The sequence below is a fragment of the Streptomyces sp. MGP-BFMKR1 genome (genome assembly GCF_057766585.1).
Genome location: NZ_CM173408.1, coordinates 6,519,529 through 6,546,379 on the forward strand (window position 1 = coordinate 6,519,529; position 26,851 = coordinate 6,546,379).

Genomic DNA, 26,851 nt, shown 5'->3' on the forward strand with positions numbered 1-26,851 from the left:
CCGCCGCGTGGGTCCGTGGTCGGAACGGAGCCGGATGAGGCGGCGCCGGCGCGGAGCGAAGGGGAGCCGAACGGGGCCGGTTGGGAGTGAACGGGGCCGGGCGGGACCGGGCCGGACGCGGCGTTGGCCGGAGGTGCTGGGGTGGGGTTGGGTCGCCGTGTGGGGCGGCCTATCGTGCGCGGGGAATGATCACGTGCCCTCGGGCGTACGCGGAAGGCGGGACGGCATGGCGGAGCGCTGGCAGATCGAGGTCGACCAGGGTCGGTGCATCGGCTCGGGGCTGTGCGTGGGCGAGACGCCGGACGTGTTCCGGCTGGGGGCGACCCGGCGGTCCGAGCCGATCGCGGCCGAAGTGGACGCCTGTGAGCGGGTGTTGGACGCCGCCGAGAGCTGCCCCGTGGAGGCCATAACGCTGCGGCTCGGCAGCGGCGAGCCCGTCTTCCCGCCCGCGGACTGACCCGGCGGCGACCTCCCCGGGCGCGCGGCGGGCGGGCCGGGGCGCCCGCCGCGTGGGCCCGGGCCGCGACGCGGCGGCAACCGCCCACCCCCGGCGGCGGGTTGCGGGGCGACGCGTGGCGGGCCGCGCCGGCGCCGCGCCGAACGCGGCTCCAGCGGCGAGTTCCGTACCCTCTGCCCGGTCGGCGAGGCTCAACCACGCGCCGTACGAGTCGAGTTGGGCGGCGCGATCGAGGGTGAGGCGCGCCCGTACACCCCCTCGGCGCCGGTGGGACGGACGGCCGCGGGGACGCCGGTGACGCCGCACGCCCCCCGGTGGATCAGGCGGGGTTCGGGGGGTCGATCAGGCGGCAGACGGTCTCGATGTCGATCTTCACCTGGGCGATGGAGGCCCGCCCCGAGAGCCAGGTGATGAGCGCGGAGTGCCAGGTGTGCTCGATGACCCGGACGGCCGAGAGTTGGGCCGGGGTCGGCGTGCCGGTCAGGCCCATCGCGTCCAGGATGATGGCCGTCGTCAGCCGGGAGACCGTGTCCACCTCGGGGCTGACCGAGCGGTCGGCGAAGGTCAGGGCGCGCGCCATCGCCTCGGCGAGCTGTGGCTCGCGCTGCATGGCCCGGAAGGCCCGCATGAGCGTCTGGGCGACCCGGGCCGCGGGCTCCTCCTCGGTCGGGGGGCGCTTGCGCAGCGTCTCGTGCAGCCGCTGCAACTGGTCCTGCATCGTCGCCACCAGCAGGTGCACCTTGGACGGGAAGTAGCGGTAGAGCGTGCCGAGCGCCACCCCCGAGGTCTCGGCCACCGCGCGCATCTGGACGGCCTCGAACCCGCCCCGGCTGGCCAGTTGGGCGCTGGCGTGCAGAATCCGACGGCGGCGCGCCTCCTGCCGCTCGGTGAGCGGCGCCGAGGTCGGCTTCGAGACTGCGGTCATCTGTCCTACTTCGGTGCGGGTGCCGGTGCGTCCGCCGGGCGGCTGCGAACACCGTGCATGATGACAGGGCCCACGAGGCCGCGCGAGTGCTGAAACCTGTTTCAGTTTAACGAGCCTCCGGCGCTCCGGACCGCTCCGCGCCCGCCCGCCGGCGCGCGGCTCGCCGGTCGCGGCCGGCCCCCGGCAGACCGCCGCGACCACGGTTCACCCAGTGGCGCGAATCACCCGGCCTCACCCCGGGGCGCCCCGGCGCGGCGGGTATCTTCGAGACTTCCCGCACGTTCCGATGGTGGAACTTGTTCTACATCTCAGCGAGCGGTTACGCTCCCGCTGAACTGCGTCGAGAAGGGGGCCGCGAGTGACCGCTGAGGCCGTGCAGGCGACCGGGCCCGAACCGCTCCGGGCGGCGCCCCCCGCCGCCGAAGGCGCCCCGTTGCGCATCGCGCTGCTCACCTACCGGGGCGACCCGTTCTGCGGTGGCCAGGGCGTGTACGTGCGCCACCTCTCCCGCGAGCTGGCCCGGCTCGGCCACCGCGTCGAGGTGCTCGGCGCCCAGCCCTACCCCGTCCTGGACGGCGCTGACGGCGCTGACGGAGCTGACTATCCCGCCGGCGGCGGCGTCCACCTCACCGAGCTGGCCAGCCTCGACCTCTACCGGCAGCCCGACCCGTTCCGCACGCCCAAGGCGCACGAGTTCCGCGACTGGATCGACGCCCTTGAGGTCGGCACCATGTGGACCGGCGGCTTCCCCGAGCCGCTCACTTTCAGCCTCCGTGCCCGCCGCCACCTCGCGGCCCGGCGCGGCGCCTTCGACGTCGTGCACGACAACCAGACCCTCGGCTACGGCCTGCTCGGCCTGGACCGCGCCGGCTTCCCCCTGGTCACCACCATCCACCACCCGATCACGGTGGACCGCAAGCTGGAGTTGGACGCGGCCACCGACTGGCGCCGCCGCGCCTCGGTGCGCCGCTGGTACGCCTTCAGCCGGATGCAGAAGCGCGTCGCCAGGCGGCTGCCGACGGTGCTCACCGTCTCCGGCTCCTCCCGCCAGGAGATCGTCGCCGACCTCGGCGTCTCCCCGCGCCGCGTGCACGTGGTGCCCATCGGCGCCGACGCCACGCTCTTCTCGCCCGACCCCGCCGTCCCCCAGATCCCCGGCCGTATCGTCACCACCTCCAGCGCCGACGTGCCGCTCAAGGGCCTCGTCTACCTGATCGAGGCGCTCGCCAAGCTGCGTACCGAACAGCCCACCGCCCACCTGGTCGTGGTCGGCAAGCGCGCGGACGACGGGCCGGTGGCCGCAGCCATCGAGCGGTACGGGCTCGCGGACGCCGTCCAGTTCGTCAAGGGCATCAGCGACGCGGAGCTGGTCGACCTGGTCCGCGGGGCGCAGGTGGCGTGCGTGCCCTCGCTCTACGAGGGGTTCTCGCTGCCCGCCGCCGAGGCCATGGCCACCGGCACCCCGCTGGTGGCCACCACCGGTGGCGCCATCCCCGAGGTGGCGGGCCCGGACGGCGAGACCTGCCTCGCGGTGCCGCCCGGCGACGCGGGCGCGCTCGCCCAGGCCATCGGCCGGCTCCTGGACGACCCCGCGCTGCGGGCCCGACTCGGCGCGGCCGGGCGGGAGCGCGTGCTGCGCCGCTTCACCTGGGAGCAGGCCGCGCGCGGCACCGTCGAGCACTACCGCGAGGCCATCCGCGTGCGGGCCGCCGCCGCCCGGCGCCGCTGACCCGCCCGCCCCGTACCCGCCGCACCACCTCGCCCGCCGAGCCCGCCCCGACCCCCGCGGCCCGCAAGCCCCCGCCCGCCGCGACCCCGCCCCGCACCGCCTCCCGCCCCGGCCCCCGCCGGGTTTCCGGGAGGTACCCCCACCGCCTGATGGAAAGAGAGGGCAGACCCCCGTGCTGACCGTCGACTTCTCCCGCTTCCCGCTCGCCGCAGGCGACCGGGTCCTCGACCTCGGCTGCGGCGCGGGCCGGCACGCCTTCGAGTGCTACCGGCGCGGCGCGCACGTCGTCGCGCTGGACCGCAACGGCGAGGAGATCCGCGAGGTCGCCCGGTGGTTCGCCGCCATGCGGGAGGCGGGGGAGGCGCCCGCGACGGCCACCGCCACCGCCCTGGAGGGCGACGCGCTCGCGCTGCCCTTCCCCGACGACAGCTTCGACGTCGTGATCATCTCCGAGGTCATGGAGCACATCCCCGACGACAAGGGCGTGCTCGCCGAGATGGTGCGGGTGCTGCGCCCGGGCGGCCGGATAGCGGTCACCGTCCCCCGGTACGGCCCGGAGAAGGTCTGCTGGGCCCTCTCGGACGCCTACCACGAGGTCGAGGGCGGCCACATCCGCATCTACCGCGCCGACGAACTGCTCGACAAGCTCCGCGAGGCCGGCCTGCGACCGTACGGCACCCACCACGCGCACGGCCTGCACAGCCCGTACTGGTGGCTCAAGTGCGCGTTCGGCGTGGACAACGACAAGGCGCTGCCGGTCCGCGCGTACCACAAGCTGCTCGTCTGGGACATCATGAAGAAGCCACTGGCCACCCGGGTCGCCGAGAGCGCGCTCAACCCGCTCATCGGCAAGAGCTTCGTGGCGTACGCGACGAAGCCGCACGCCCCCGCGCAACCGCTGCCCGACCCCGCGCCGGACGCCCCCGCCACCGCCCAGGCCCCCGCCCGTGCCGCGGCCGAGGAGCGGGCGTGACCGTCGCGGGCCGCGGGCCGGGGCGTACCGAACGCCTCGTGCTGCCCGGCGTGTTGACGGCGGAACAGGCCGCCGAGACCGTCGCCGGCATCCTCGCCGTGCAGCGCGCGGACGGCGCCATCCCCTGGTTCCGCGGGCACCACCTCGACCCGTGGGACCACACCGAGGCCGCCATGGCGCTGGACGCCGCCGGCGAGCACGAGCGCGCCGAGGCCGCCTACCGCTGGCTGGCCCGGCACCAGAACTCCGACGGCTCCTGGTACGCGGCCTACCCTGACACCCCCGACGGCGTGGCCGCCGACCGGCCCACCGACCGAGGCAAGGAGACCAACTTCTGCGCCTACGTCGCCGTCGGCACCTGGCACCACTACCTGGCCACCGGCGACGAGACCTTCCTCGACCAGCTCTGGCCCACCGTCTACGCGGCCATCGAGTTCGTCCTCGGCCTCCAGCAGCCCGGCGGCCAGATCGGCTGGAAGCGCGCCGCGCCCGACGACGGCGGCGCCCTGGTCACCGACGCGCTGCTGACCGGCTGCTCCTCGATCCACCACGCCCTGCGCTGCGCCCTGGCCATCGCCGAGCACCGCGAGGACCCGCAGCCCGACTGGGAGTTGGCGCTCGGCTGGCTCCGGCACGCCATCCGACACCACCCCGAGCGGTTCCTCGACAAGAGCCGCTACTCCATGGACTGGTACTACCCGGTCCTCGGCGGGGCGGTGACCGGCGCCGCCGCCAAGGAGCGCATCGCGAGCGGCTGGGACCGCTTCGTCGTCCCCGACTACGGCGTGCGCTGCGTGTCCCCCAACGCCTGGGTCACCGGCGGCGAGAGCTGCGAACTGGCTCTCGCGCTCTGGGCGATGGGCGAGAGCGACCACGCGGTACGGGTACTGCGCTCCATCCACCACCTGCGCGCCGCCGACGGCCTGTACTGGACCGGCTACGTCTTCGACGACGACGCCGTCTGGCCGCGCGAGCTGACCAGTTGGACCGCGGGCTCGCTGCTCCTCGCGGTGGCCGCGCTCGGCGGCGACGAGCCCACCGTGCAGGTCTTCGGCGGCGAGCGGCTGCCCACCGGGCTCGACCCGGACTGCTGCTGACCCCGCCGGGCCCGCCCCGGCCGCGCGCCGCTGGGCGCCGCGCGGCCGGCGGGTCCGCAGGCGCGGTCACCGCCGTCTCGACCAGCCCGGCCGGGGCGGAAATACCGAGGCGGGTCGTGCGGGCCGGCCATACGGTAAGCCCATGACCGACCTTGGATACGACCGCTACCGTGCCGCGTTGGCCACGGAGAGCGAACTGCTGCGCGCGGCCGTCGCCGACGCCGACCTGTCGACGCGCGTACCCACCTGCCCCGACTGGACCCTGGCCGACCTGCTGCGCCACGTCGGCCGGGCCCACCGCTGGGCCGAGTCCCTGATCGTCGCGCGCGCGACGGAGTACGTGGAGGACGAGCGGCCCGCGTCGGCCGGCCCCGACGGGAGCGACCCGCGCGCCATGGACGCCTGGCTGGCCGAGGGGGCCGCGATGCTCGACACGGCGCTCGCCGAGGCGGGCCCCGCCACCCCCGTGTGGACCTGGGGCCAGGAGCAGAGCCCGGCGTTCTGGGCGCGCCGCATGACGCACGAGACGGTCATCCACCGCGCGGACGCGGTCTCCGCCACGGGCACGGAGTACGCGGTGGCCCCGGACGTCGCGGCGGACGCCGTCGACGAGTGGTTGGAGATCGTCAGCAACCCGATGGCCGCCCACTTCAACCCCAAACTCGCCGAGTTGCGGGGCACCGGCCAGGCCATCGGACTGCGGGCCACGGACACCGCGCCGGAGTCGGCCGGCCACTGGACCATCGAACTGACCCCGGAGGGCGTGCGCTGGGACCGCACCGAGGGCGCCACCGAGGTCACCGCCAGCGGCGCCCTCACCGACCTGGTGCTCCTCTTCTACCGCCGACTGCCCCGGGACACCGACCGCGTGCGACTGACCGGCGACCGCGCGCTGCTGGACTTCTGGCTGGACCGGGCCAGCTTCGAGTAACCGCCGCGCGCCGGCCGCGACCGGCGCCGGGCACGGCGACGGCCCCCCGTCCACGAGGGACGAGGGGCCGTGACACCGCGAACGACCGGCTGGCTCAGCTCAGCCGCGCTGGATGCCCGTGGTGTCCTGCAGCACGCCGCGACGGCCGTCCTGCGTCTGCGCCACGAGCGCCTGCCCGCGCTGCTCCACCGCCAGGTACCAGGTGCCCGGCGCCAGCTCGGCGATCGGCGTCGCCGAACCGTCCTCGGCGTAGAGCGGACGCGCCACCGGAACGGCGAACCAGAACGGGGCGAACTCCCCGGCACCGGCGCCCGCCGCGGCCGGCGCCGCGCTCGCGCCACCCGGCTGCCCGCCGTACGAGGGCTGGCCACCGGCCGGCGCGCCGTACGGGGACGGGGCACCCGGCTGCTGACCGCCCGGGTAGCCGTAGCCGCCGGCCGGCTGGCCGACCTGACCCGGCTGGCCACCGTAGGGGGAGGGGGCGGGCTGCGGCGAGGCCGCGCCCATGAGCGGGGCCTTGAGGGCGGGCACGCGCGGACCGGCCACGACGGCGCCGGCCAGCAACAGCAGGGCGATGAAGCCCAGGATCTGGCCCACGCCCTTCTCCATGCCGTCCGGGTGGCTGAAGAGCATCGTCCAGGTGGAGGTGAACGCCGCGGCGACCACGAGCGCCGTCCCCCACTGTTCCAGCGTCAGGCCGAACAGGTTGCGCTGCGGCAGCAGGTGCGACAGGACGACGAGAGCCGCCCCGACCACACCGAGGATGAAGATGCCGGCCGTGTTGGAGGCGAAGTCGGAGCTCCAGCCGTTCCACGACGAGCACTGCGAGGACGGCACGCCTGACGGGCATTCGATGGCAAGGAAATCGAGGAACGAGGCGACGAACAGCAAAATCGCTGCTCCGATCACCACGCCATCGCCTCGAGTGAGGGAGCGGATGTTCACGTAAGGTCCTCTATCGGTCTCGTCTGTTTTCGTCGCTGTCGCCGGACGCGAAGTGCGAGGGCGCGGGGGTGGCCCCCCATCGTACGGGTGAATCTATCGCCGGAACGGCCGGGTGCGCCCCTTCGGGAGCGACCGTTACGGCTGCTCAACCCGGCCGTTATCGCTTCCCACGCAAGAAGTCCGTAATGCCGTCGGCAATACCACGCGCGGCCCGCTGTCTCCAGCGCGCATCGGTCAACAACGCCGCATCCTTCGAGTCGCGCATATTGCCACACTCGATGAACACCTTGGGAACCGTGGAGAGATTGAGTCCGCCCAAATCGTCGCGGACCGTCAAGCCCTCGCCGCCACCCAGGTAGTTGGCGGGAGCGCTCCCGGTGGCCTCGCTGAAGCGGCGCACCAGCGAATCGCCCAGGTGGCGGGAGGGACCGGCGATGGCCGACGTGTCGGCCCCGCCGCCGCGCACCGACGCGGGCAAGATCACATGGAAACCGCGCTGGCCGGCGCCCGCCCCGTCCGCGTGGACGGAGACGGCCGCGTCCGCGCGCGCCGTGTTGCCGATCACCGCCCGCTCGTCCACGCACGGCCCGTAGGGACGGTCGTCGTCCTGGGTGAGCTTCACGGTCGCGCCGCGCTCGCGCAGCAGCGTGCGCACCCGCCGCGACACGTCGAGCGTGAAGGCGGCCTCGGCGTACCCCGCGTTGGTCGCGGCACCCGTGGTGTCGCACTCCTTGCGGTGGGTGCCGACGTCGACCAGCCGGGCGATCTCGGCGGTGTGGTCCCGGTTGCGCGGGTTGTGCCCCGGATCGACGACCACGACCTTGCCCCGCAGGGCCCGTTCGTCGGACGTGCGCCCCGGCGACGGGGGCCGCCCCGAGCCGGCGGTGTCATCCCGCCGCCCGTCGTCCCACGTCGCGGACGGCCCGGCCGACAGGGGCGGTGGGCCCGGCGCGCCGGTGGCCTCCGCGTCACCCTCGTCCATGGAGCGCCACACGAGCCAGCCCGCGAAGCAGACCGGCGCGAGCACGGCCAGCACGATGACGAGGGTGCCGCCGAGCCGGCGCGGGGTGGGGGAAAGCTGCCGTTCGACACGCGGGCGATCGTAGTGCGCCGCGCGCCGGCCAGTGCGCTCCGGGGCGCGTTCCCGTGGCCCGCCGCCGCAGGACGGCGCGCGAGCGGGCGTGCGAGTGCGGCGGAAGCGGGACGTAGGCGGCAGGGCGTACGAGACGGGCGGTACGCGGCGCGACGGCCGATACGCCGCGGAGCGGGGCAGGCGGGCGGCGGGGCGTCAGCGGCGGGGCGTCAGACGCCCGGGGCCGTACGGCGCAGGACGCGGAGCGAGCCGGTGTCGGAGACCTCGGTGAACGCGCCCGACTCCAGCGCCCGCCGGTAGACGCGGTACGGGGCCTGGCCACCGTCGGCCGGGTCCGGGAACACGTCGTGGATCACGAGCAGCCCGCCCTGCGCGAGGTGCGGCGCCCAGCCCGCGTAGTCGCCGCCCGCGTGCTCGTCGGTGTGCCCGCCGTCGATGAACACCAGGCCGAGCCGGCCGCCCCACACCGCGGCGACCTGCGGCGACTTCCCCACCACCGCGATCACGTGCCCTTCGAGCCCGGCCGCGTGCAGCGTGCGACGGAAGGTGGGCAACGTGTCCATCAGGCCCACCCGCGGATCGACCAGCGACGGGTCGTGGTACTCCCATCCCGGCTGCTGCTCCTCCGAGCCGCGGTGGTGGTCGACCGTGACGACCACGGTGCCCGCCTCGCGCGCGGCGGCGGCCAACAGGATCGTGGAGCGTCCGCAGTACGTGCCGACCTCAAGCAGCGGTAGCCCACGCGCGCCCGCCTCTTGTGCCGCCTCGTACAGGGCCAATCCCTCGTCGAGCGGCATGAATCCCTTGGCCGCCTCGAAAGCGGCGACGATCTCCGGCTTGGGCGGCATGGTCGGTTCCTCTGCTCTCTGACGATCTCTGGGTGCTCCCGGCCACGTGGTGTGGCCGGTTGTCGGGTGAGGGTATGAAATTCTCCGCGATGTGCGGCCATTCCGGGACTTGCGGCGTCCCTTTCGTTCCCCGGAACGCTGCCCGGGGGCCGTACACCGCAATTCCCGAACGGTCGGATTTCCCACCGCATTTCGGCCCGGATTTCCCGCCGCGCGATACGGGCCACGGTCCGCCGCTCGTACCGCGCCGCACGCGATCGCCGCGCCACCGCGCCGCGCCTCGGCGCGGGCGCCTGCGCGCGCCCCGCCGCCCGGACCGGCCGGGCCGTTCATCGTGCCCCATGCGCCGGCCCCGCGCACGCGCGGGGTGACGCCAACGGCACGGCCCGCGACCGGAGGCGGAACACGCGCCCAGGGGCGGGCGGCCCGCGACGGGGGCCGGGTGCCCCCGCGCCTGGGGTCGGGGCGGAGCTCGTACGGGGCGCGACGGGGCGCGCAACGACCGTTCGCCAGCCGGCACGCGTGGCCGCGCGGGGCGTGCCGGTGGGCGTACGGACGTACGGGGGCGATGGGCGCCAGGGACGCGGTGCCGGCACGAACACGGACGGGCACAGGTAGACACAGGCGCGTACAACAGACGACCACAGACAGGCACAGGCAGACACGGAGGGGTGCGGGGGCCGGGGGAGCACCCGGAGTTGACCCCTAGGCGGGCGAGCGGAGCCCCTAACTCGGCCGGGTGGGGCCCGGTACGCGGCGAGCGGGCGGCGGCGGGGCGGCGCCCCGCTGCCAGCATGGCTGTCATGTCGCAGACAGATGCTGGTGGGCCCGCCGCGGCCGACGCTCCGGCCCCCGCCGCCGCCCGGCCCACGCCGCTCGCCTGGGCGGTGATCCTCGCCGCGTGCGCCGGGCAGTTCCTCGTCGTCCTCGACGTGTCGGTCGTCAACGTGGCCCTGCCCTCGATGCGTACCGGACTGGGCCTCGACGAGAGCGACCTGCAGTGGGTGGCCAACGCCTACACCCTCACCTACGCCGGCTTCATGCTCCTCGGCGGCCGGGCGGGCGACCTCTTCGGGCGCAAGCAGGTGTTCCTGGCCGGCCTCAGCCTGTTCACGCTGGCCAGCCTCGCCGGCGGCCTGGCCCAGGAGCCCTGGCAGATCATCGCGGCCCGCGCCGCCCAGGGTGTGGGCGCCGCCACCCTCGCCCCGTCCACGCTCACCATCATCACCTCCTCGTTCCCGGAGGGCCCGGAGCGGATGCGGGCCATCGGGCTGTGGATGGCCGTCGGCATCGGCGGCGGCGCGGCGGGCGGACTCATCGGGGGCGTGCTGACCGACGCCCTGTCCTGGCGTTGGGTGCTGCTCATCAACGTGCCGATCGGCGTGCTGGTGTGCGTCGTCGCCGCCACCTCGCTCACCGGCCAGCACGCGACACCGTCGCGCCGACCGCTGGACCTGCCGGGCGCCGCGTTGGTCACCGTGGGCGTCGGCGCCGTGGCGTACGGGATCGCGCGCACCGAGGAGTACGGCTGGGGCGGGGCCGAGGCCCTGGTGCCGCTGGGCGGCGGGCTGCTCGCGCTCGCCGGCTTCGTGGCCGTCGAGTCCCGCTCGGCCGAACCGCTGGTGCCGCTGCGGCTGTTCCGCGTCCGCGCCGTCTGGTCGGCCAACCTGGTGCTGGTCGTCTGCGGCATGGGCTTCTTCTCGATGTGGTACTTCCTGTCGCTGTATATGCAGAACATCCTGGGCTACAACGCCGTCCGGGCCGGCCTCGCGTTCCTGCCGCACACCATCGCGATCGTCGTCGGTGCGCAGGTCGCCCCCAAGTTCATGGCCCGTGGCGTGGAACCGCGGCTGCTCACCTTCGCCGGCGGCGCCATCGCGTCGGCGGGCTTCTTCTGGCAGAGCGCCATGGACGTGGACGGGACGTTCCTGACGACCCTGCTCGGCCCCGGCATCCTCATGTCGTTCGGCGCCGGCCTGATGATGACCCCGCTCACCGCCACGGCCACCTCGGGCGTCCCGCCCACCGACGCCGGCGTCGTGTCGGGCCTGCTCAACACCGCGCGGACGATCGGCGGCGCGCTCGGCCTGTCGCTGCTCGTCACCGTCGCCGCGGACCGTACGGACGCGCTCGGCAGCCGCTCCGCCGACGCGCTGACGCAGGGGTACGCCCGGGCCTTCCTGGTCGGCGCCCTGGTACTGGTCCTCGCCACCGCCCTGGTGGCCCTGCTGCCGACCCGCCCCGCCCCGCAGCCGGCGGCGGACGGCGCCAAGCCGGGGGCGGGGCCGGAACCGGGTCCGGACGGAGCGGACGCGTCGCCCGTGTCGGCCGCGCCGGACACGCCCGGTGGCGCCACGACGGGCCCGGACGGAGCCGACGCGAGCCGCGACGGAGGTGCCCCGGGGCAGCGAGCCGAGACCGGAGGCTGAGAACACCGGGCGCGCGGGCCAGCGGGGTACGGGTCAGCGGAGCGTGGAGGCGCGGGGCGTGGAGGTACGGGGCGCGGAGGGGGCGCCGGGGCGCGCGGGCGCGGCGACATAGGCTGGCCGCGCCGGCCGCGAGGCCCGCGCGGCGCCCGCGCACCGCGCGGAGCCACGCGGGTCCCGCGCAATCCCGCGCGGAGCCTGCCGGAGCCCGCGCAGCACCGTGAGGAGAGAGCACACCATGGCCAACCCCGCACCGCCCACCGCCGATTCGCCGCCCGGTCCGGGGTTCGCCGCCACCGGGCGGCGGGTGCTCGTCAGCGGGGCCTCGCGCGGCCTCGGCCGGGCGGTGGCCGCGGCCTTCGCGGCGCACGGCGACCGGGTGGCGGTGCACTACGGCACGCGCCGCGCCGACGCCGAGGCCACGCTCGCCGCGCTGCCCGGCACCGGGCACGCCCTCGTCGGCGCCGACCTCGCCACGGCGGAGGGGGCGCGGGAGGTGGTCCAGGACACGGTCGCGGCGCTCGGCGGCATCGACGTCCTGGTGAACAACGCCGCCGTCAACACCCCGCACCCGCCGGCGGACACCACCTACGCGGAGTGGACCGCGGCCTGGCAGGCGCACGTGGCGGTCAACCTGCTCGGCACCGCCCACCTCAGCCACCTCGCCACCCGGCACATGATCGACCAGGGCACCGGTGGCCGCATCGTCAACATCGGCTCGCGCGGCGCCTTCCGCGGCGAGCCCGACCACCCGGCGTACGGCGCGACCAAGGCCGCCGTGCACGCGCTCGGCCAGTCGCTGGCCGTGGCCCTGGCGCCGCACGGCATCGCCGTCGCCTCGGTGGCGCCCGGCTTCATCGACACCGACCGCGTCGCGCACCGGCTGACCGGGGCCGAGGGCGAGGCCATCCGCGCCCAGAGCCCCTTCGGCCGGGTCGCGGAGCCCGCCGAGATCGCGGCAGCGGTGCTGTGGCTGGCCTCGCCCGACGCGCAGTGGAGCTCCGGCACCGTCCTGGACCTCAACGGCGCCTCGTACCTGCGCACCTGACGCTCACGCCCCCGGCACCCACAGCCCCCGCGCCCGCGCCCGCCCACCGGACGCGCTGGCGGACGCGCCCGGCGCGCGCCGGGCCGCTCACAGCCAGCCGTTCTGCCGGGCGGCGCGGACCGCCTCCATGCGGTTGCGGGTCGCGGTCTTGCCGATGGCGGCCGAGAGGTAGTTGCGCACGGTGGCGGGGGAGAGGTGGACCCGGCCGGCGACGTCCGCGATGGTGGCGCCGTCGGCCGCCGCGGACAGCACGTCCCGCTCGCGCGGCGTCAGGGGGTTGGGCCCGGCGCTCAGCGCCGCCGCGGCCAGCGCCGGATCGATGACCCGCTCACCCGCCAGCACCCGACGGATCGCCACCGCCAACTCCTCCACGGGCCCGTCCTTGACGAGGAACCCGTACGCCCCGACCTCCATCGCGCGCCGCAGGTAACCGGGGCGACTGAAGGTGGTCAGGATCAACACGCGGCACTCCGGCAACCGCTCCCGGAGTTCGGCCGCCGCGTCAAGCCCGCTGCGACCCGGCAGCTCGATGTCGAGCAACGCCACGTCCGGCCGCGCCTCCAGCGCCCGCGCCACGACCGCGTCCCCCGTCGCCACCTCCGCGACCACCGCGATGTCCGGCTCAAGCCCGAGCAACAACGCCAACGCGCCCCGCAGCATGCCCTGGTCCTCGGCGAGCAGGACGCTGATACGTCCCACGTGGGCGTGCTCGGGAGGCTGGGCCGTCATGGGGAACATCGTAGGCGGCCACAGCAGCGGAAAGCCCTCGTCAGCCGATGGGGGGAGGAGGGCGTGGACGCCACGGCCCTCGAGCGACGCTGTCAGGTCTCAGCGCCGCGTGGCCCGCACGATCAGGGTGCCGATGTGCCCGGGGGTCGGGGCGTCCAGGACTGAGGCGTGGACATCGGTGAACCCGGTCTTCGCCAGCAGGCTCGACCACTTCCTGGGCGTGTAGCTGTAGCGGTACGTGTACGTCGCCTTGCCCGCGAACCCGCCCTTGTACATGCCCTGCGGCCCATACGCTCCCGGAATGGCGGGGGGCTGGGAGAAGACGAACCTGCCACCGGCGTTCAGGCGAGCGTGAACCAGCGGGAAGAGCCTCTTCGGATCACTGAACCAGGCCGCCCCGAAGATCGAGTAAACGGCGTCGTAGGTCTCCGTGTGGTCATTGAGGTACTCGAGGACCTCCGCGCAGACGAAGCGCGCACCCAACGGTCCCCACCGCTCGGAAGTGTTCCTGACCATGACGGGCGAGAGGTCGACGCCGGTCGCCTTGACGCCCTGCCGCGCGAGGTAGGCGAGCATACGACCAGTCCCGCACCCGATCTCAAGCACGTTTTCCGGCGAACCGAGCAGTTCGGTACCGGGACCGTGGTCGCCGTACTGCGTCCACCTGAACACCGGATCGGAGTCGAACACGTCCTTCGCCGTCGACTCGGCGTACGTGTCCCACACTTCGCGCTCTGAGTCGACATCGTGCTGAGCAGGCAACGGGCTTCCTCCGCGAGGTCGTTGAAGGCGGTGGCCCCGGCCCCGAAGGGTACGGAGACGGGGCACTCTAGCGGCGTCAGTGACTGTCAGGCGCCTTGTTGTCGCACGGGGAGCAGTTCGCGCCGTCGACGGCCCACAGCTCCTCGTCGGCGTCGAAGCCGTTGGAGCGGATGAACTCGGCGGTACGGATCACCAGGCCGTCACCCCTGCGCTCGATCAGTGGCGCGTGGTGCTTGTAGCGCCCGCCGTTGTACAGGTCGCAGAAAGCGAAGTACACGGGCGTGTCCAGGATGATCTGGTGGACGCCGATGTCCACGACCTTCCCGACGCCGATGTGTACGTTCGGATGCTCCATGGCCGTGACCAGGTAGGCGACCGCGTTGCCGAGGAGGCGTTCCGCCATGTCGCGCACCATCACGTTGTCGCGCAGGAGCAGCGAGATCTCGCGGTCCCAGATGTCGAGCCCCACGGACCCTCGGCTCTCCAGCACGTTGTACGTGCATTCCTTGACATGAGGACGTACCGCGTTCAGCAGGGAGCGCGGGTCGCGGTACGTCGTACTGTTCGTGGTTTCGAGCATGACGGTCATTTCGACGGTTCCCTTCAGCGGTGGTTCTCCTTCCCGATCGCCGGCAATCCCGACGGAGAAGGATGTCGTACGCCTTGCAGGTCCGCCCTCGCCCGGAATTTCTCTACACAGGAGCACGGGCGGTGGCGGTGAGTTTCCCGTCACTCGCGGTCGATGTGTTCAGGGCACGTGACGGTTCGTCGCTACTGGGCCACTACTCCGGTGACTCCACAGAGGGCGTGACTGTCGCGCACTGTGTGCACAGTAATCACGTCGTCCCCAACTGCTTCCGGGAGCGCATCCTGTGGTCCGTTTGCCGGAGCGCGAGCTCTGGCGTCGCACCGACCGCTTCGGCGATGGAGGAGGGGCGTCCACCAGTTCGCTTCCCTCATGTCGGTCCGCTCCCCTCGGATCGGCAACGTCCCGGGCCGTGATGACGGCGTCAGGGATGACGGGCACTCACAGAGCGTGCAACGGGGTGGAGCTGTTAGGGAACGCTGAACGGGGAACCCCACAGCACCCCTTGGGGAACCCCGTCGGGTGGAGCAAGGGATACGCTGATGTGGCCATGCCCCTTCGGCCCAGCAAGGTGGCCTCGTGGACCAACACGAAGTCCGAGGGAATCACTGCCCACTGACGATCCCCGAGGCGGTGCTGCGGAGCGATGCCATGCAGCGCGCATGCGCAGCTCGGGACTTTCAAGAGATCTTCCGACTCGTGAACCGGCGCACCGGAGCAAGTCATGCTGCTATGGCGGCGGCCATCGGCAAGATGACCAACTCCCGTGTGAGCGATGTCATCCGTGGAGTTCGCGGCATTCGGGGGCAAGGTGTGATCGAGCGGGTGGCCGATGGTTTCGGAATTCCAGGTGAGATGCTTGGGCTGCCGAGACGGCCGTGGGAAGACCCTCCGGGGAGCGTTGACGCCACCGGCAACGGGAACCCCCATCTGGCATCGGTGCTCGATTCCGAGCCCAGAGCGCGAGCGCAATATGCCCATGACAACCCGAGAAGCCTTGACCTGTTGACCGTGGCCGGACTCCGGCAACGCGTACAGGACCTGGATGCTCGATACGTCAGCGAGCCCTCCACATCCCTCATCGCCGATGCAGGGCAGTGCTTGGGCCAATTGGGCCACTGGCAGACCTACACCACGACGGGTGTCATTCGTCGAGATCTTCATGCCGCGCAAGCCGAGGCATCGATACTGATGGGACAATTAGTATGGGACGCTTCGGGAAGAACTGAACACGCCACGGCGCGAACGTACTTCGACCAGGCTGAGACGGCCGCCCGCGAGCTGCGCGATCCGATTGCCGAAGGTCTGGCACTGCTGCGCACCGCTTTTGTCGCTTTGTACGGCGAGAAAGACCCCCGCGCCGGTCTGGAGCTTGCTCAGAGGACAGCGTCCACAGTGAAGGGCTACAGTCAGGTACTCGGCGGTCTTGCCGTACTGCACGCAGCCGAAGCGCACGCCATGTTGCACGAGCGCAAGGATTGCGAGAGGGAGTTAGGCAAGGCAGAGCGCCACTTTGACCAGGTGTCTGGATCTGACGCGGCAGCGCCTCTTTTCTCCCTCAGTCAGTTCGGTCGATTGGCCGGTTCCTGCTTCCTGTTTCTGGGCGATGCCTCTCGCGCCGAGGAGTTTCTAGTGGGCGCCACGCATGCCTTGCGTGACGGCTCGAAGCCTCATGCGATTATGCTGTCCAATCTCGCGTTGGCTTATATTAGGCAACGGAAGATCGATGAAGCCATCGCCGCACTCTACGTCGCGATTGACGTCGTAGGGCGCCACCGAGGTGGTGGCGGGTTGAACCTCGTGTTTCAGGCGGCGCGCGAACTGAAGCCGTGGCGGGATGCTCCGGCAGTGCATGGTCTCTACGACCGCCTCATGAATCTCATGGTGGTCGGATGAAGCAAAAGGAGTTCTGGTGAACAGTGTGCAGGTTCAGCAGGTCAAACAGGCATTCCGTGAACGGGTCTGGGATCTCTTGGAGCGCGAGCGTGCAGTGTCGCTTGGTGTAGCCGGACATATTCCGGATTTCACGGGTTCGGAAATGGCGGCTGCTCGCCTCGCTGAACATCCTGATTGGCAAGCTGTGCGCGTAGTCAAAGCGGTCCCCGATCTGGCCCAACTCCCGGTCCGGACTCGGGCGCTCGAAGACGGCAAACAGCTGTACATGGCATCCCCGAAGCTTGCCGCGCAGAAACCGTTTTACCATGTGGACGCGAAAAGCCTCACCGTGCCCCCGAGCGAGGCGGCTGCCCATCGCGCAGTGGCGAGGTTGGCGCAACCGGTAGACCTCGATGCTATGCCGCCGATTGATCTGGTTGTCTGCGGAAGCGTTGCCGTCAATCGTGACGGCGTGCGACTGGGGAAGGGTGCCGGATACGCCGACATCGAAGTAGCCCTTCTCCACGAGGCGGGACTCATAGGTCCGCATACTCGTATCGCAACCACAGTCCACTCCTTGCAGGTCCTGGACGAGGATCTGCCAGAGACCGAGCACGACTTTCGCGTGGATCTCATCATCACCCCAGACGACGCCTTTGAGTGCAAGCCAGGTAGGAGCCGTCCAGGAATTATCTGGGATCACCTCACTCCTGAAGTGATCGCCGCAATCCCTGCACTGGCAAGTCGCGCCCACTCCGGCTGACGTAGACACGGGTGCTCGCGCCCCCACAGCGGCCGTACGCACCGGGCCGCGCCCGCCCCGCCCGCTGGCCGGCCCTCCACCAACCCGCGAGAAAACGCCATGCGGGTGCGCCGCCGCCCAGGTAGCGTCGCCGGCCATGACGACACCACCTCGCGAGCGTCCTCCCTACACCGCTGACGAGCGGACCCAGTTGGTCGGCTGGCTCGACATGCAGCGTGCGGTCGTCCAGTGGAAGTGCGCCGACCTCAGTGACGAGAACGCGCACCGGGCGCTGCTGCCCACCTCGCCCCTCATGACGATGGCCGGCCTTGTCGCCCACCTGACCTGGGTCGAGCACCTCTGGTTCGAGCACGTCTTCCTCGGCCGGCCGGAGCGGGGGCCGCGTGCCGCCGCCGACGCTCCCGAGAGTGCCGAGATGCGGGTGGAGGGCGTACCGCTGGCCCAACTCCTCGCCGAGTACGAGCGGCAGTGCGCGGTGTCGAACGAAATCATCGCGGGACACGCGCTCGACGACACCGGCCGGGCGCCGGGAGTCGCCGCCCGCGAGGCGAGCCTGCGGTGGATCCTGTTCCACCTGATCGAGGAGACCGCCCGGCACGCCGGGCACATGGACACCCTCCGGGAGTCGCTGGACGGCTCGAAGGGCTACTACTGACGGGCCGCCCCGCCGCCCGCGCCGTCCCCCGGCGCCACATCGGCTCCGGGAAACGGCGCGGTGAGGTCCACGGGCAGCGCGGCGGTGAGCCGGAAGCCGCGCCGGCCGGCCGGGCCGGAGCGCAGCGTGCCGCCGGCCGCCGCGAGTCGTTCCGTGAGGCCCGCGAGCCCCGTTCCGCCGCCCGGCCGCGTCGCACCGTGCTCGGACGAACCGGCGGGCCGTTCACCCGCTGCCCCCGCTGCCCCCGCAGGGCCCGCAGGGCCCGCCGCACCGCCGGACCCGTCGTCCACGATGGTCAGCCGCACCGCGTCCGCGCCCGTGCGGAGTTCGATCTCGCACCGCGTGGCGCCGCTGTGCCGGACCGTGTTGGTCACGCCCTCCCGTACCACCCAGCCGAGCAACGCCTCGGTCTGGGCCGGTAGCGGCGGCCCCGACCGGCGGACGACCGCCGTGATGCCGGCCGCGTCCAGCAGCGAACGCGCCCGGTCCAACTCGGTGGCCAGGCTGCCCTCGCGGTAGCCGGTGACGGCCTCGCGGATCTCGGTGAGGGCCTGCCGGCCGATGGCCTCGATGTCCGCCGCCTGGGCCAGGGCCGCCTCCGGGTCGCGCGGGGCGAGCCGCCGTACCGCCTCGGCCTTGACCACCACGACGGACATCGTGTGGCCGAGCAGGTCGTGCAGGTCGCGGGAGAAGCGCAACCGTTCCCGCTCGACGGCCGAGCGCGTCAACTCGTCCCGGGTGGCGTGGAGTTCGTGGACCGTGACGATCAGCCGCCGGATGATGGCGACCACCGCGCCGGACAGCAGTGAGGAGTACGCCACGGTCAGCACCTCGTCCGGGTGGTCGCCGAACGCGGCGCTGAGCACTCCCACGGCCACCACGCCGAGCAGCGCCGGCGGCACCGCCGGCGCGCGCACCGTGACCCCGGTGGCCAGCGACAGCAGCGAGAACAGGGTCAGCCAACCGCCCCCGTACGCGCTGCCGAGCGCGCAGGCCAGCGCCGCGGCCGGGAGGAGGAACAGGACCGCGACGCGACGCCGGGCGGGGACGCTGCCGACGAAGATGGCGGCGAGGTAGCAGGCGACGAACGCGGCCAGCCCCGCCGCCGCCCACCAGCGCTGGGCGACCTCGCCCTGCCACACGTCCACCGCCGCCCCGCTGGCGAGCAGCAGCCAGGGCACGAGCACCCATTCGCTCGGCCCCTCGTCCCGCGCCCCGGGTGCCCCGTCGGCGCCCCGCGCCACCCGACGCCTGAGCCGCGCGCCGACCCGCTCCCACCACGCCGTCACACCCAGCCTCCGCTCACCGCTCACCAGACCACTGCGCCCACCGGCCGGCGCCCCGCCCGCGCGGCCGTGGGCGTCGGTTTCCGGCCAGTGCGTACCGTACGGGCCAGGCCCGGACGCCGGTCCCCGGCCCGTCGCGGGCGGCGCGCACCGGCCGGGGGTGGGCTGGTTTCGGCCGCGCGTCATGCCGTACGGGTACACACGCGGTACGCGTGCAGGGCGTAGCCGGCGAAGAGGGCGAGCCAGCCGGCCAGCGCCAGGGCCGTCGCCAGGTGCGGCGCGTGCCCGTCGGTCACGCTCCAGCCCAGTTCGGCGAAGCGGTGGGTGGGGGTCCCACCGGACAGGGCCCGCAGCCAGCCGGGGAAGGAGTCGGTGGGTACCCACAGGCCGCCGACCACGGACAGGCCCAGGTTGCAGACGAGGTTGACCACGCCGGTGGTCTGCGCGCTCAGCCGGTAGCCGTTGCCGAGGCCCAGCAGCGTGAAGGGCGCGCTGCCCAGCCAGAGCAGGCCGAGGAGGGCGCCCCACTGCCAGGGGGCCAGGGCCACGTGGTTGACGAGCCGGCCGGCCAGCAGCACCGCCACGATGGCGGGCAGCACGATGACCGAACCGGTGAGGGCGCGGGCGGCGACGACGCGGGAGGGCGCGAGCGGGGTGAGCCGCAACTGCCGCAGCCAGCCGAGCGAACGGTCCTCGGCGAGCCCCGTACCCACGCTGAGCGCGGAACCGAGCGCCCCGTACGCGGCCATGCCGACCATCAGCGACACCGTGGCCTCCGGCCGCTGACCGCCGCCGTCCAGAACGAGGTTGGAGAAGAGCAGGTACATCGCCACCGGCATGCCGACGCCGAAGATGACGAAACCGGCGTCGCGCAGCGTGCGGCGTACTTCGAGTCTCAGGTAGGCGATCACCGGGCCACCGCCTCCGCCGCGCCGCGCCCCGCCGCATCCCGTCCGGCCGCACCGTCTTCCGCCGCACCGTCTTCCGCCGCACCGTCTTCCGCCGCGCCGCGCGCCGTCGCGGGCGCGGCGGTCAGGGCCAGGAACGCGTCGTCGAGGCTGGCCGGGACGACCTCAAGGCCACGGACGGCGCCGCGCTCGGCCAGGGCCAGGACGGTGGCGTCGGAGTCCACGCTGCGCAGCCGGGCGCGACCGCCGTGCACCCGCACGGCCGTCACGCCCGGCAGCCGCGCCAGGTCCGCGCCCGACGCTCCCGCCAGGTCGAAGGCGACCAGGTGGCCGCCCACGGAGCGCTTCACCTCGGCGCCGGAGCCGTCGGCGACGACGCGCCCGCCGTCGATGACGACGATCCGGTCCGCGTTCTCGTCCGCCTCCGGCAGGTAGTGCGTGGAGAACAGCACGGTGTTGCCCCGCCCCGTGTAGCGCCGCATGGCCTCCCAGAACGCCCGCCGCGCGGCCACGTCCAGGGCCGTGGTCGGCTCGTCCAACACGACCAACTCCGGGTTTCCGGCGAGCGCGAGCGCGAACCGGACGCGCTGCGCCTGGCCCCCGGAGAGCCGGTCCACGCGCCGGTCGGCGAGCGCGTCGAGCCCGGCGAGCGCCAGCGTCTCCGCCACGGGCAGCGGGCTCGGATAGCTGGCGGCCACGAACCGGACCAACTCCCGTACCGTCACGCGCGGGATGGGCCGACCGTCCTGGAGCATCGCCCCCACCCGGCCCTCGCGCACCGCGCGGCGCGGCGGCGCGCCGAAGAGCGCGACCTCGCCCGCGGTCGGCGGCAGCAGGCCGAGGAGCACGTTCAACGCGGTGGACTTGCCCGCGCCGTTGCGGCCGAGCAGGGCGACGGTGGAGCCGCGGGCGATCTCCAGGTCGAGTCCGTCGACGGCGCGGACCGTGCCGTAGTGGCGCCTCACGCCGCTCAGCCGCACGGCCGGCGCGGCGCCCCGGCGGCCCGGCCCGTCGAACGGGCCACCCGCGCCGACCGGGGTGGCGAGGCTGGCCCCAGTGGCGGGGCTGCCTGGGGTGGCTGGAGTGGTTGGGCTCTCTGGGGTGGCTGGGCTTCCTGAGGTGGCTGGGCCGGTGGCGCCGGGTGCGGCCGGTGCGTGGGGGCCCGTGCGGGCTGGTCGCGTCATGCCTCAGACGCTACGAAGCCCGCCGCTGACCTGGGCAGATGTAAATGTCAGCGGCTCGGCGGGAGAAATGTCACGGGTGCGGGGGAGGGGCGGGAGGAGAAGGGGAGGGCCGGTGGCGAGGTGTCCCGCACGCGACCGCCGAGTGCCCCCTCACCGCGTCCCGCCCCGGCCGCCCGGGTGCCGCTTTCTCCGCGCGTGATGGGTTGTTGCTATTGGCCCGCGGGGCGTCGGTGCTTGCCGTGCGGCTGTTCCTGGCCGCTTTCGGCGGCGGCCGGGCCGCGGTGTTTGCCGGCGCCCGCGGCGTCGGTGGACGCGGCATCGCCCCGCTGCGATGCGGGCGATCCCCATTGACGCGTATCGGGGGAATCCATTCGGGCATTGGCCATGAGGGAAGTCACTCCGTGAGATATCGCTAATGTCGTGCGCGCGGGGGGTCACTGCCCGTGCACGCGAGCTGTGACCAGCGTCAACACGCCACCAACGACGAGCCGTTCGGCGCACGGAAACGTGCTCCGCCTACGGCTTGCGTAGCCCCCACTCAAGTCTAACCAGCCCGTGGATCACGCGCCGACTGCATAAGGCGCCGGATTTCGACTGCCTTTCGTCGCGGGCTTCTCCGCCGGCGAGTACGCGCCGAACGGTGCGTATTTCCCCGCGATTTCGCAGACGCTCCCGCTTTGCGCTGCTGAGGCGGATATAGCGGGAGATGCAATGCGTTGTGCGGTGCCGGGAGTTACGGCGAGGCGCCGACCGGTCGAGGGGAATCGACCGGTCGGCGCCGACGCGACATCAACGAACCGCCCGCCGGCGCCCGCCCTACGCCGGCCGCTCCAACGGTGCCTGCTGGAGCGGCACGGGGCGGGCCGCGGCCGTGGCGCGGTGCGGATCGGCGGCGGGGCCCCAGGCGGCCGGCGCTGCGTACGGGTTCTCGTGGTGCGGGCTCGCGCGGTACTGGCTCTCGTAGTGCCGACCCGGGCCCCCGTGCCAGTGCTGCGTGGCGTCGAGCGGGAGCGCCCCGCCCCCGCGCGGGGCGGCGGGGTGCGCGGGCGGCTCGGCGCACCGCTCGTGCGTGGGCAGCGGCGCCTCGTAGGCGGGCAGTGGCGCGCGGAAGCGGGCCGCCTCGTACGGGGCCAGCGAGTGGCCCGGCACCCTGGGCCGGCCAGCGCCCGGCGCGCGCCCCTGCCCCGCGCCCTCGCGTACGCCACGGCCGGCGGGCCCGGCCTGCGCGGGCGGGACGTGGGCGGGCTGCGCCCGTCGCCTGGCCGGGGGCTGCGCGGCGAGGTCGGCCGCGCGCAGGCGGGCCAGACCGCAGGTCGTCTGCGTGGTGGCGTACGGCAGGCGCAGTTCGCCGTCCCGGGTCCACAGGCCCGTGCCCGGCAACCAGCCGGACGGCGCGGACAGGTGGCGCAGCCGGCGGTCCGTGGGCCGCCACACGGCGACCCAACTCGCGCCGCCGCCCGGGTGCACCGGCGTCATCCGGAACGCCACCGCGCAGTTTTCCGGCGTCAGCGACTGACCCGGCTGGGCCGCGAACGGCGCCAACGTGACCGCCGGGTGCGCCGTGCCGCCGGTACGCGGGTCGGCGGGGCGCGGGTCGAGGCAGTCGGGGAAGCGCACCGGGAGCGTGCTGCCCAGCACGCCCCAGCCGAGCCGCTCCCGGCCCGGCGCGTTGGACCGCACGAGCAGCAGGCCGCTGTCCGGGTCGGCCAGGACGAGCCGGTCGTCGCTGTCCTCGGCGATCTGGAGCAGCGGCGTGGTCTCACCGCCCCGGCGCAGGTCCACGACGACGGACTTGACCCGCCCGCCCCACTCGCGGTCCAGGGCGAGCAGCCGCCCGGTGCGGTCCAGCCAACTTCCTCCCGAGCACCGCCCGGGCACCTCCGCGACGTGCTCGGGCCCGAACGAGCCGCCGTGCACCAGCCACACGTGCGTGGAGTGCTCGCCGGGCGCCAGCGCGTACGCCAGCGTGCCGCAGGGCGCCGGTGGCAGCAGCGTCAGCTCGTCGCACTCGACGTAGCCGAGCGGCAGTTCGCCGGTGCCGGGGCCGGCGGGGTAGAGCAGCGAGAGCGCGTGCCGCTCGGCGACCTGACGGCGGATCAGCACGCGCCCGTCCGCCAGCGGCAACACCTCGCTCTCCGGCTCCTCCGGCTGCCGCGCGGGCAGCGGCACGGCGTACGGCTCGGGGCCGCTCAGCGTCCAGCGCTCCGGGAAGCGCTCGCCGGTCGCGCGGCAGACCGCGAGCCGGGCCGCGTACGAACCGTCGGCTGCGAGGGTCAGGGCGGCCGGGCCGGGCTGCGCCGCGGCGGCTGCGGTGGTGTGCTCGGCCGGGCCCCGTACGGCGTCACCCGGGCCCCGTCCGCCGTCGCCGGGGGCGGGCCCCGGGGCGGTCTCGGGGTGGGTGGAACGCGTGGTGCGGTCAGTCTGGGGAGCGGTCTCGATGGCACAGGCCGTCATGGAACGGTCACCTCCAGTGCCTGAACGTAGTTTTGTCGACCCCGTAAGGAGCGGAGACCGGTGCGCTACTTCACGCGAAAGGGTGGCTAGCGCCCGGATTTCCGGCATGTGCGGGGTTGGTGTGCTTGGCCCGACTGGGCGGCCGGCGCGGCGCGACCGCGAACGGAGCGCCGTGGCGGCCCGGCCCCGCCCGTGAGGCGCACCGGGCGGGGGACGGGGCGGCGAGGGAAGCGGCTCACGGGGGGATCGTGGGCCGGCTTAAGGTAAGGGTCGCCTCACCAGGAGACCGGCGTGCCGCCAGGGCCCGCCCCGCCCGGCGCCACGCCCCCTGTGGAGCCCCCGCACAACCCTCGTAGAGCAGGAGCACGTCATGCCCCCACGCCGTCGCGCCACGGTGCCCGCCCTCCGGCGGCGCACCCTCGCCGCCGTCTCCCTCACCCTCGCCGGCGCGCTCGCCCTGTCGGCCTGTGGCACGTCGGACGACGACGGCGGCTCGGGCGGCGGCTCGAAGTCCGTCGCGCAGGGCGGCAAGGACTTCGGCAAGGCCGCCGAGGAGACCGCGCGGATGGGCACCGACGCGCGGCCCGGCGCCTTCCCGCGCACCGTCACGCACGCCATGGGCGAGACGGAGATCAAGTCCGCGCCGCGGCGCGTGGTCGTGCTCGACGTCGGCGAGCTCGACAACGTCGTCTCGCTCGGCGTGCGGCCGGTCGGCTACGCGGCGTCCGAGGGCGACGCCGGCATCCCCGACTACCTGAAGAAGGCCGCCGGGAACCCGAAGAGCGTCGGCACCATCAACAGCCTCAACCTGGAGGCCATCCACGCCCTGCGCCCGGACCTCATCCTGGGCAGCAAGCTGCGCGCCGAGGGCCAGTACAAGAAGCTCGCGGAGATCGCCCCGACCGTCTTCTCCATCCGACCGGGCTTCACCTGGAAGGAGAACTACCTCCTCAACGCCGCGGCCCTGGACAAGACCGAGAAGGCGCGTGAGGAGCTGGCCGCGTACGAGGCGGCGGCCAAAAAGCTCGGCGCCGACATCGGCCCCGACAAGCCGACCGTCACGATGCTCCGCTACATGCCGCAGTTCACCCGGCTCTACGCCAAGGCGTCCTTCATCGGCACCATCCTGGCCGACGTGGGCCTGCCCCGCCCGAAGAACCAGCAGGTCAACGACCTGGCCACGGAGATCAGCCCGGAGCGTATCGACGAGGCGGACGCCGACTGGATTTTCACCGGCGTCTACGGCGACCCGAAGACCACCAAGCGCGACCGCGTCGAGGACAACCCGCTGTGGAAGAAGCTCGGCGCGGTACGGGCCGGGCAGGCCAAGGACGTCCCGGACGAGACCTGGTACCTGGGCCTCGGCGTCACCGCCGCCCGCAGCGTCCTGGACGACCTGCGCGGCCACCTGGCGCCGTGACGCCCGCCCGCCCCGCCCCGTCCTCCTTCGTACGGCCACGACGTCGGCCGCCCGGCCCCGTCGGTCCGCCTCCCGCCGGCGGGACCGGCGGGAGGCGGGGTGCCACAGCTCAGGGGCGTGGGGGCGGGGCGGGCAGGTAACCTCTGACCCGTGCCCGCACTCGCTGAAGTTCTCACCGCGCTCGACGCCCTCTGGCCCCCGCAGCGGGCCGAGGAGTGGGACGCCGTCGGCACGGTCTGTGGAGACCCGGACCAGCCCGTCACCCGTGTCCTGTTCGCCGTCGACCCCGTGCAGGCCGTCGCCGACGAGGCCGTACGGCTCGGCGCCGACCTGCTCGTCACGCACCACCCGCTCTACCTGCGCGGCACCACCTCCGTCGCGGCCTCCACGTTCAAGGGGCGCGTGGTGCACACCCTGATCAAGCACGACGTCGCGTTGCACGTGGCGCACACCAACGCCGACCGCGCCGACCCCGGCGTCTCCGACGCCCTCGCCGGGGCGCTCGACCTGCGCGTCACCGCGCCGCTCGTGCCCGACCCGAGCGACCCGGCGGGCCGCCGCGGCCTCGGCCGGATCTGTGAGCTGGACGCGCCGCTGAGCCTGGCCGCCTTCGGCGAGCGGGTCGCGGCCCGGCTGCCGCGCACCGCGCAGGGCGTGCGGGTCGCCGGCGACCCGGAGGCCACCGTGCGCACCGTCGCCGTCTGCGGCGGCTCGGGCGACAGCCTCTTCGACGCCGTGCGGGCCGCCGGCGTGGACGCCTACGTCACCGCCGACCTGCGCCACCACCCGGCCTCCGAGGCCCGGGAGACCGGCCCGCCGGCCCTGGTGGACGCCGCGCACTGGGCCACCGAGTGGCCCTGGGTCGAGCAGGCCGCGGCCCAGCTCGACGAGATTTCCGACCGGAACGCGTGGGGCCTGCGTACGCACATCTCGCACACGGTCACCGACCCTTGGACCGCGCACGCGTCCGCCACATCCCCAGCCCACACGACTCAGCCCTCTGGAGCCCCGAACTGAACGCCGCGCCCGCCGACCAAATCCGCCTCCTCGACGTCCAGGCGCTCGACGTACGGCTCTCCCAGCTCGCCCACAAGCGCGCGAGCCTGCCCGAGCACGCCGAGATCGAGACCCTCAACGCCGACCTGACGCAACTGCGCGACCTGCTCGTCGCCGCGCAGACCGAGGAGAGCGACACCGCCCGCGAACAGACCAAGGCGGAGCAGGACGTGGACCAGGTCCGCCAGCGCGCCGCCCGCGACCAGAAGCGCCTCGACTCCGGCGCCGTGACCTCGCCCAAGGACCTGGAGAACCTGCAGAGCGAGATCGCCTCGCTCGCCAGGCGCCAGGGCGCCCTGGAGGACGTGGTCCTGGAGATCATGGAGCGCCGCGAGTCCGCCCAGGCCCGGGCCGCCGAACTCACCGAGCAGGTCGCCGCCGTCGAGGCCAAGACCGTGGACGCCACCGCCCGCCGGGACGCCGCCACCGAGAGCCTCGACGCCGAGATCGCGACGGCCACCAAGGAGCGCGAGGTGGTCGCCGGCTCCATCCCGGCCGACCTGCTCAAGCTGTACGAGAAGCTGCGCACCCAGCAGGGCGGCGTCGGCGCGGCACGGCTCTACCAGCGCCGCTGCGAGGGCTGCCGCCTGGAGCTGAACATCACCGAGATCAACGAGGTCAAGGCCGCGAAGCCGGACGAGGTCGTGCGGTGCGAGAACTGCCGCCGCATCCTGGTCCGCACGCCCGAGTCGGGGCTCTGA

At 73.6% G+C, this 26,851-nt stretch carries 24 protein-coding genes; 13 read left to right on the forward strand and 11 right to left on the reverse strand.

The window, feature by feature from the left end; all coding sequences use genetic code 11:
- The first annotated feature begins 226 nt into the window (after positions 1-226).
- Positions 227-457: a ferredoxin gene (locus AC3CHW_RS26075; RefSeq protein WP_187089716.1), complete on the forward strand. Its 231-nt coding sequence runs from the start codon at positions 227-229 to the stop codon at positions 455-457.
- Between the two features lie 319 nt (positions 458-776).
- On the opposite strand, the gene AC3CHW_RS26080 is transcribed toward AC3CHW_RS26075, so the two are convergent.
- On the reverse strand, positions 777-1,382 hold the full coding sequence (locus AC3CHW_RS26080; RefSeq protein ID WP_187059878.1) for a TetR family transcriptional regulator: 606 nt from the start codon (positions 1,380-1,382) through the stop codon (positions 777-779).
- 358 nt (positions 1,383-1,740) lie between these two features.
- Between AC3CHW_RS26080 and AC3CHW_RS26085 the strand changes: the two genes are divergently transcribed.
- From AC3CHW_RS26085 to AC3CHW_RS26100, 4 genes are all read left to right on the forward strand, one after another.
- Entirely contained in the window at positions 1,741-3,111 is a 1,371-nt protein-coding gene (locus AC3CHW_RS26085; RefSeq protein ID WP_488468096.1) for a glycosyltransferase family 4 protein, read from the forward strand.
- Positions 3,112-3,283: 172 nt separating this feature from the next.
- Positions 3,284-4,084: a class I SAM-dependent methyltransferase gene (locus AC3CHW_RS26090; protein WP_187086040.1), complete on the forward strand. Its 801-nt coding sequence runs from the start codon at positions 3,284-3,286 to the stop codon at positions 4,082-4,084.
- Positions 4,081-5,181, forward strand: coding sequence for a prenyltransferase/squalene oxidase repeat-containing protein (locus tag AC3CHW_RS26095; RefSeq protein ID WP_488468097.1), 1,101 nt, complete (start codon positions 4,081-4,083; stop codon positions 5,179-5,181). The genes AC3CHW_RS26090 and AC3CHW_RS26095 overlap by 4 nt, the downstream gene beginning before the upstream one ends.
- Positions 5,182-5,323: 142 nt before the next feature.
- The gene (locus tag AC3CHW_RS26100; protein WP_398607925.1) at positions 5,324-6,112 is read left to right on the forward strand and encodes a maleylpyruvate isomerase N-terminal domain-containing protein; all 789 of its coding nucleotides are present in this window, start codon (positions 5,324-5,326) and stop codon (positions 6,110-6,112) included.
- 99 nt (positions 6,113-6,211) lie between these two features.
- On the opposite strand, the gene AC3CHW_RS26105 is transcribed toward AC3CHW_RS26100, so the two are convergent.
- From AC3CHW_RS26105 to AC3CHW_RS26115, 3 genes are all read right to left on the reverse strand, one after another.
- Positions 6,212-7,057, reverse strand: coding sequence for a hypothetical protein (locus tag AC3CHW_RS26105; protein WP_398607924.1), 846 nt, complete (start codon positions 7,055-7,057; stop codon positions 6,212-6,214).
- Between the two features lie 157 nt (positions 7,058-7,214).
- Positions 7,215-8,093, reverse strand: a complete 879-nt coding sequence (locus AC3CHW_RS26110) for an N-acetylmuramoyl-L-alanine amidase (protein WP_488468098.1) — start codon at positions 8,091-8,093, stop codon at positions 7,215-7,217.
- 266 nt (positions 8,094-8,359) lie between these two features.
- A complete protein-coding gene (locus AC3CHW_RS26115) occupies positions 8,360-8,998 on the reverse strand; it encodes a class I SAM-dependent methyltransferase (RefSeq protein WP_488468099.1) in 639 nt (212 codons plus the stop codon).
- 803 nt (positions 8,999-9,801) lie between these two features.
- On the opposite strand from AC3CHW_RS26115, the gene AC3CHW_RS26120 reads away from it, so the two are divergent.
- The gene (locus AC3CHW_RS26120) at positions 9,802-11,427 is read left to right on the forward strand and encodes an MFS transporter (RefSeq protein ID WP_488468100.1); all 1,626 of its coding nucleotides are present in this window, start codon (positions 9,802-9,804) and stop codon (positions 11,425-11,427) included.
- 235 nt (positions 11,428-11,662) lie between these two features.
- A complete protein-coding gene (locus tag AC3CHW_RS26125; protein ID WP_488468101.1) occupies positions 11,663-12,472 on the forward strand; it encodes an SDR family NAD(P)-dependent oxidoreductase in 810 nt (269 codons plus the stop codon).
- Positions 12,473-12,559: 87 nt separating this feature from the next.
- On the opposite strand, the gene AC3CHW_RS26130 is transcribed toward AC3CHW_RS26125, so the two are convergent.
- The 3 genes from AC3CHW_RS26130 to AC3CHW_RS26140 all read right to left on the reverse strand — a co-directional run bounded on the left by AC3CHW_RS26130 (position 12,560) and on the right by AC3CHW_RS26140 (position 14,552).
- Complete coding sequence (locus tag AC3CHW_RS26130; RefSeq protein ID WP_398607919.1) at positions 12,560-13,201, reverse strand: response regulator; 642 nt, start codon at positions 13,199-13,201, stop codon at positions 12,560-12,562.
- A 99-nt stretch (positions 13,202-13,300) separates the two neighbouring features.
- The gene (locus tag AC3CHW_RS26135) at positions 13,301-13,963 is read right to left on the reverse strand and encodes a class I SAM-dependent DNA methyltransferase (protein WP_488468102.1); all 663 of its coding nucleotides are present in this window, start codon (positions 13,961-13,963) and stop codon (positions 13,301-13,303) included.
- Between the two features lie 76 nt (positions 13,964-14,039).
- Positions 14,040-14,552, reverse strand: a complete 513-nt coding sequence (locus AC3CHW_RS26140; RefSeq protein ID WP_488468103.1) for a hypothetical protein — start codon at positions 14,550-14,552, stop codon at positions 14,040-14,042.
- A 576-nt stretch (positions 14,553-15,128) separates the two neighbouring features.
- Here AC3CHW_RS26140 and AC3CHW_RS26145 point away from each other — a divergent pair.
- The 3 genes from AC3CHW_RS26145 (at position 15,129) to AC3CHW_RS26155 (ending at position 17,842) form a co-directional block, all read left to right on the forward strand.
- Positions 15,129-16,445, forward strand: coding sequence for an NsdA family TPR-like regulatory protein (locus tag AC3CHW_RS26145; RefSeq protein ID WP_488468104.1), 1,317 nt, complete (start codon positions 15,129-15,131; stop codon positions 16,443-16,445).
- 16 nt (positions 16,446-16,461) lie between these two features.
- A complete protein-coding gene (locus tag AC3CHW_RS26150) occupies positions 16,462-17,187 on the forward strand; it encodes a 5-formyltetrahydrofolate cyclo-ligase (RefSeq protein WP_488468105.1) in 726 nt (241 codons plus the stop codon).
- Positions 17,188-17,323: 136 nt separating this feature from the next.
- A complete protein-coding gene (locus AC3CHW_RS26155) occupies positions 17,324-17,842 on the forward strand; it encodes a DinB family protein (protein WP_488468106.1) in 519 nt (172 codons plus the stop codon).
- On the opposite strand, the gene AC3CHW_RS26160 is transcribed toward AC3CHW_RS26155, so the two are convergent.
- The 4 genes from AC3CHW_RS26160 to AC3CHW_RS26175 form a co-directional block, all read right to left on the reverse strand.
- On the reverse strand, positions 17,836-19,314 hold the full coding sequence (locus AC3CHW_RS26160; RefSeq protein WP_488468107.1) for a sensor histidine kinase: 1,479 nt from the start codon (positions 19,312-19,314) through the stop codon (positions 17,836-17,838). The two genes, AC3CHW_RS26155 and AC3CHW_RS26160, sit on opposite strands and share 7 nt — an antisense overlap.
- Positions 19,311-20,039 (reverse strand): ABC transporter permease, encoded by a 729-nt coding sequence (locus AC3CHW_RS26165; protein ID WP_488468108.1) that lies wholly within the window; start codon positions 20,037-20,039, stop codon positions 19,311-19,313. The genes AC3CHW_RS26160 and AC3CHW_RS26165 overlap by 4 nt, the downstream gene beginning before the upstream one ends.
- Entirely contained in the window at positions 20,036-21,010 is a 975-nt protein-coding gene (locus AC3CHW_RS26170) for an ABC transporter ATP-binding protein (RefSeq protein WP_488471170.1), read from the reverse strand. Before AC3CHW_RS26170 ends, AC3CHW_RS26165 begins: the two co-directional genes overlap by 4 nt.
- Before the next feature lie 1,026 nt (positions 21,011-22,036).
- Positions 22,037-23,674 (reverse strand): hypothetical protein, encoded by a 1,638-nt coding sequence (locus AC3CHW_RS26175; protein WP_488468109.1) that lies wholly within the window; start codon positions 23,672-23,674, stop codon positions 22,037-22,039.
- Between the two features lie 370 nt (positions 23,675-24,044).
- Between AC3CHW_RS26175 and AC3CHW_RS26180 the strand changes: the two genes are divergently transcribed.
- The 3 genes from AC3CHW_RS26180 to AC3CHW_RS26190 all read left to right on the forward strand — a co-directional run bounded on the left by AC3CHW_RS26180 (position 24,045) and on the right by AC3CHW_RS26190 (position 26,851).
- Entirely contained in the window at positions 24,045-25,094 is a 1,050-nt protein-coding gene (locus AC3CHW_RS26180; protein WP_488468110.1) for an ABC transporter substrate-binding protein, read from the forward strand.
- 150 nt (positions 25,095-25,244) lie between these two features.
- A complete protein-coding gene (locus AC3CHW_RS26185) occupies positions 25,245-26,111 on the forward strand; it encodes a Nif3-like dinuclear metal center hexameric protein (RefSeq protein ID WP_187063002.1) in 867 nt (288 codons plus the stop codon).
- Positions 26,108-26,851, forward strand: coding sequence for a zinc ribbon domain-containing protein (locus AC3CHW_RS26190; RefSeq protein ID WP_387590856.1), 744 nt, complete (start codon positions 26,108-26,110; stop codon positions 26,849-26,851). The genes AC3CHW_RS26185 and AC3CHW_RS26190 overlap by 4 nt, the downstream gene beginning before the upstream one ends.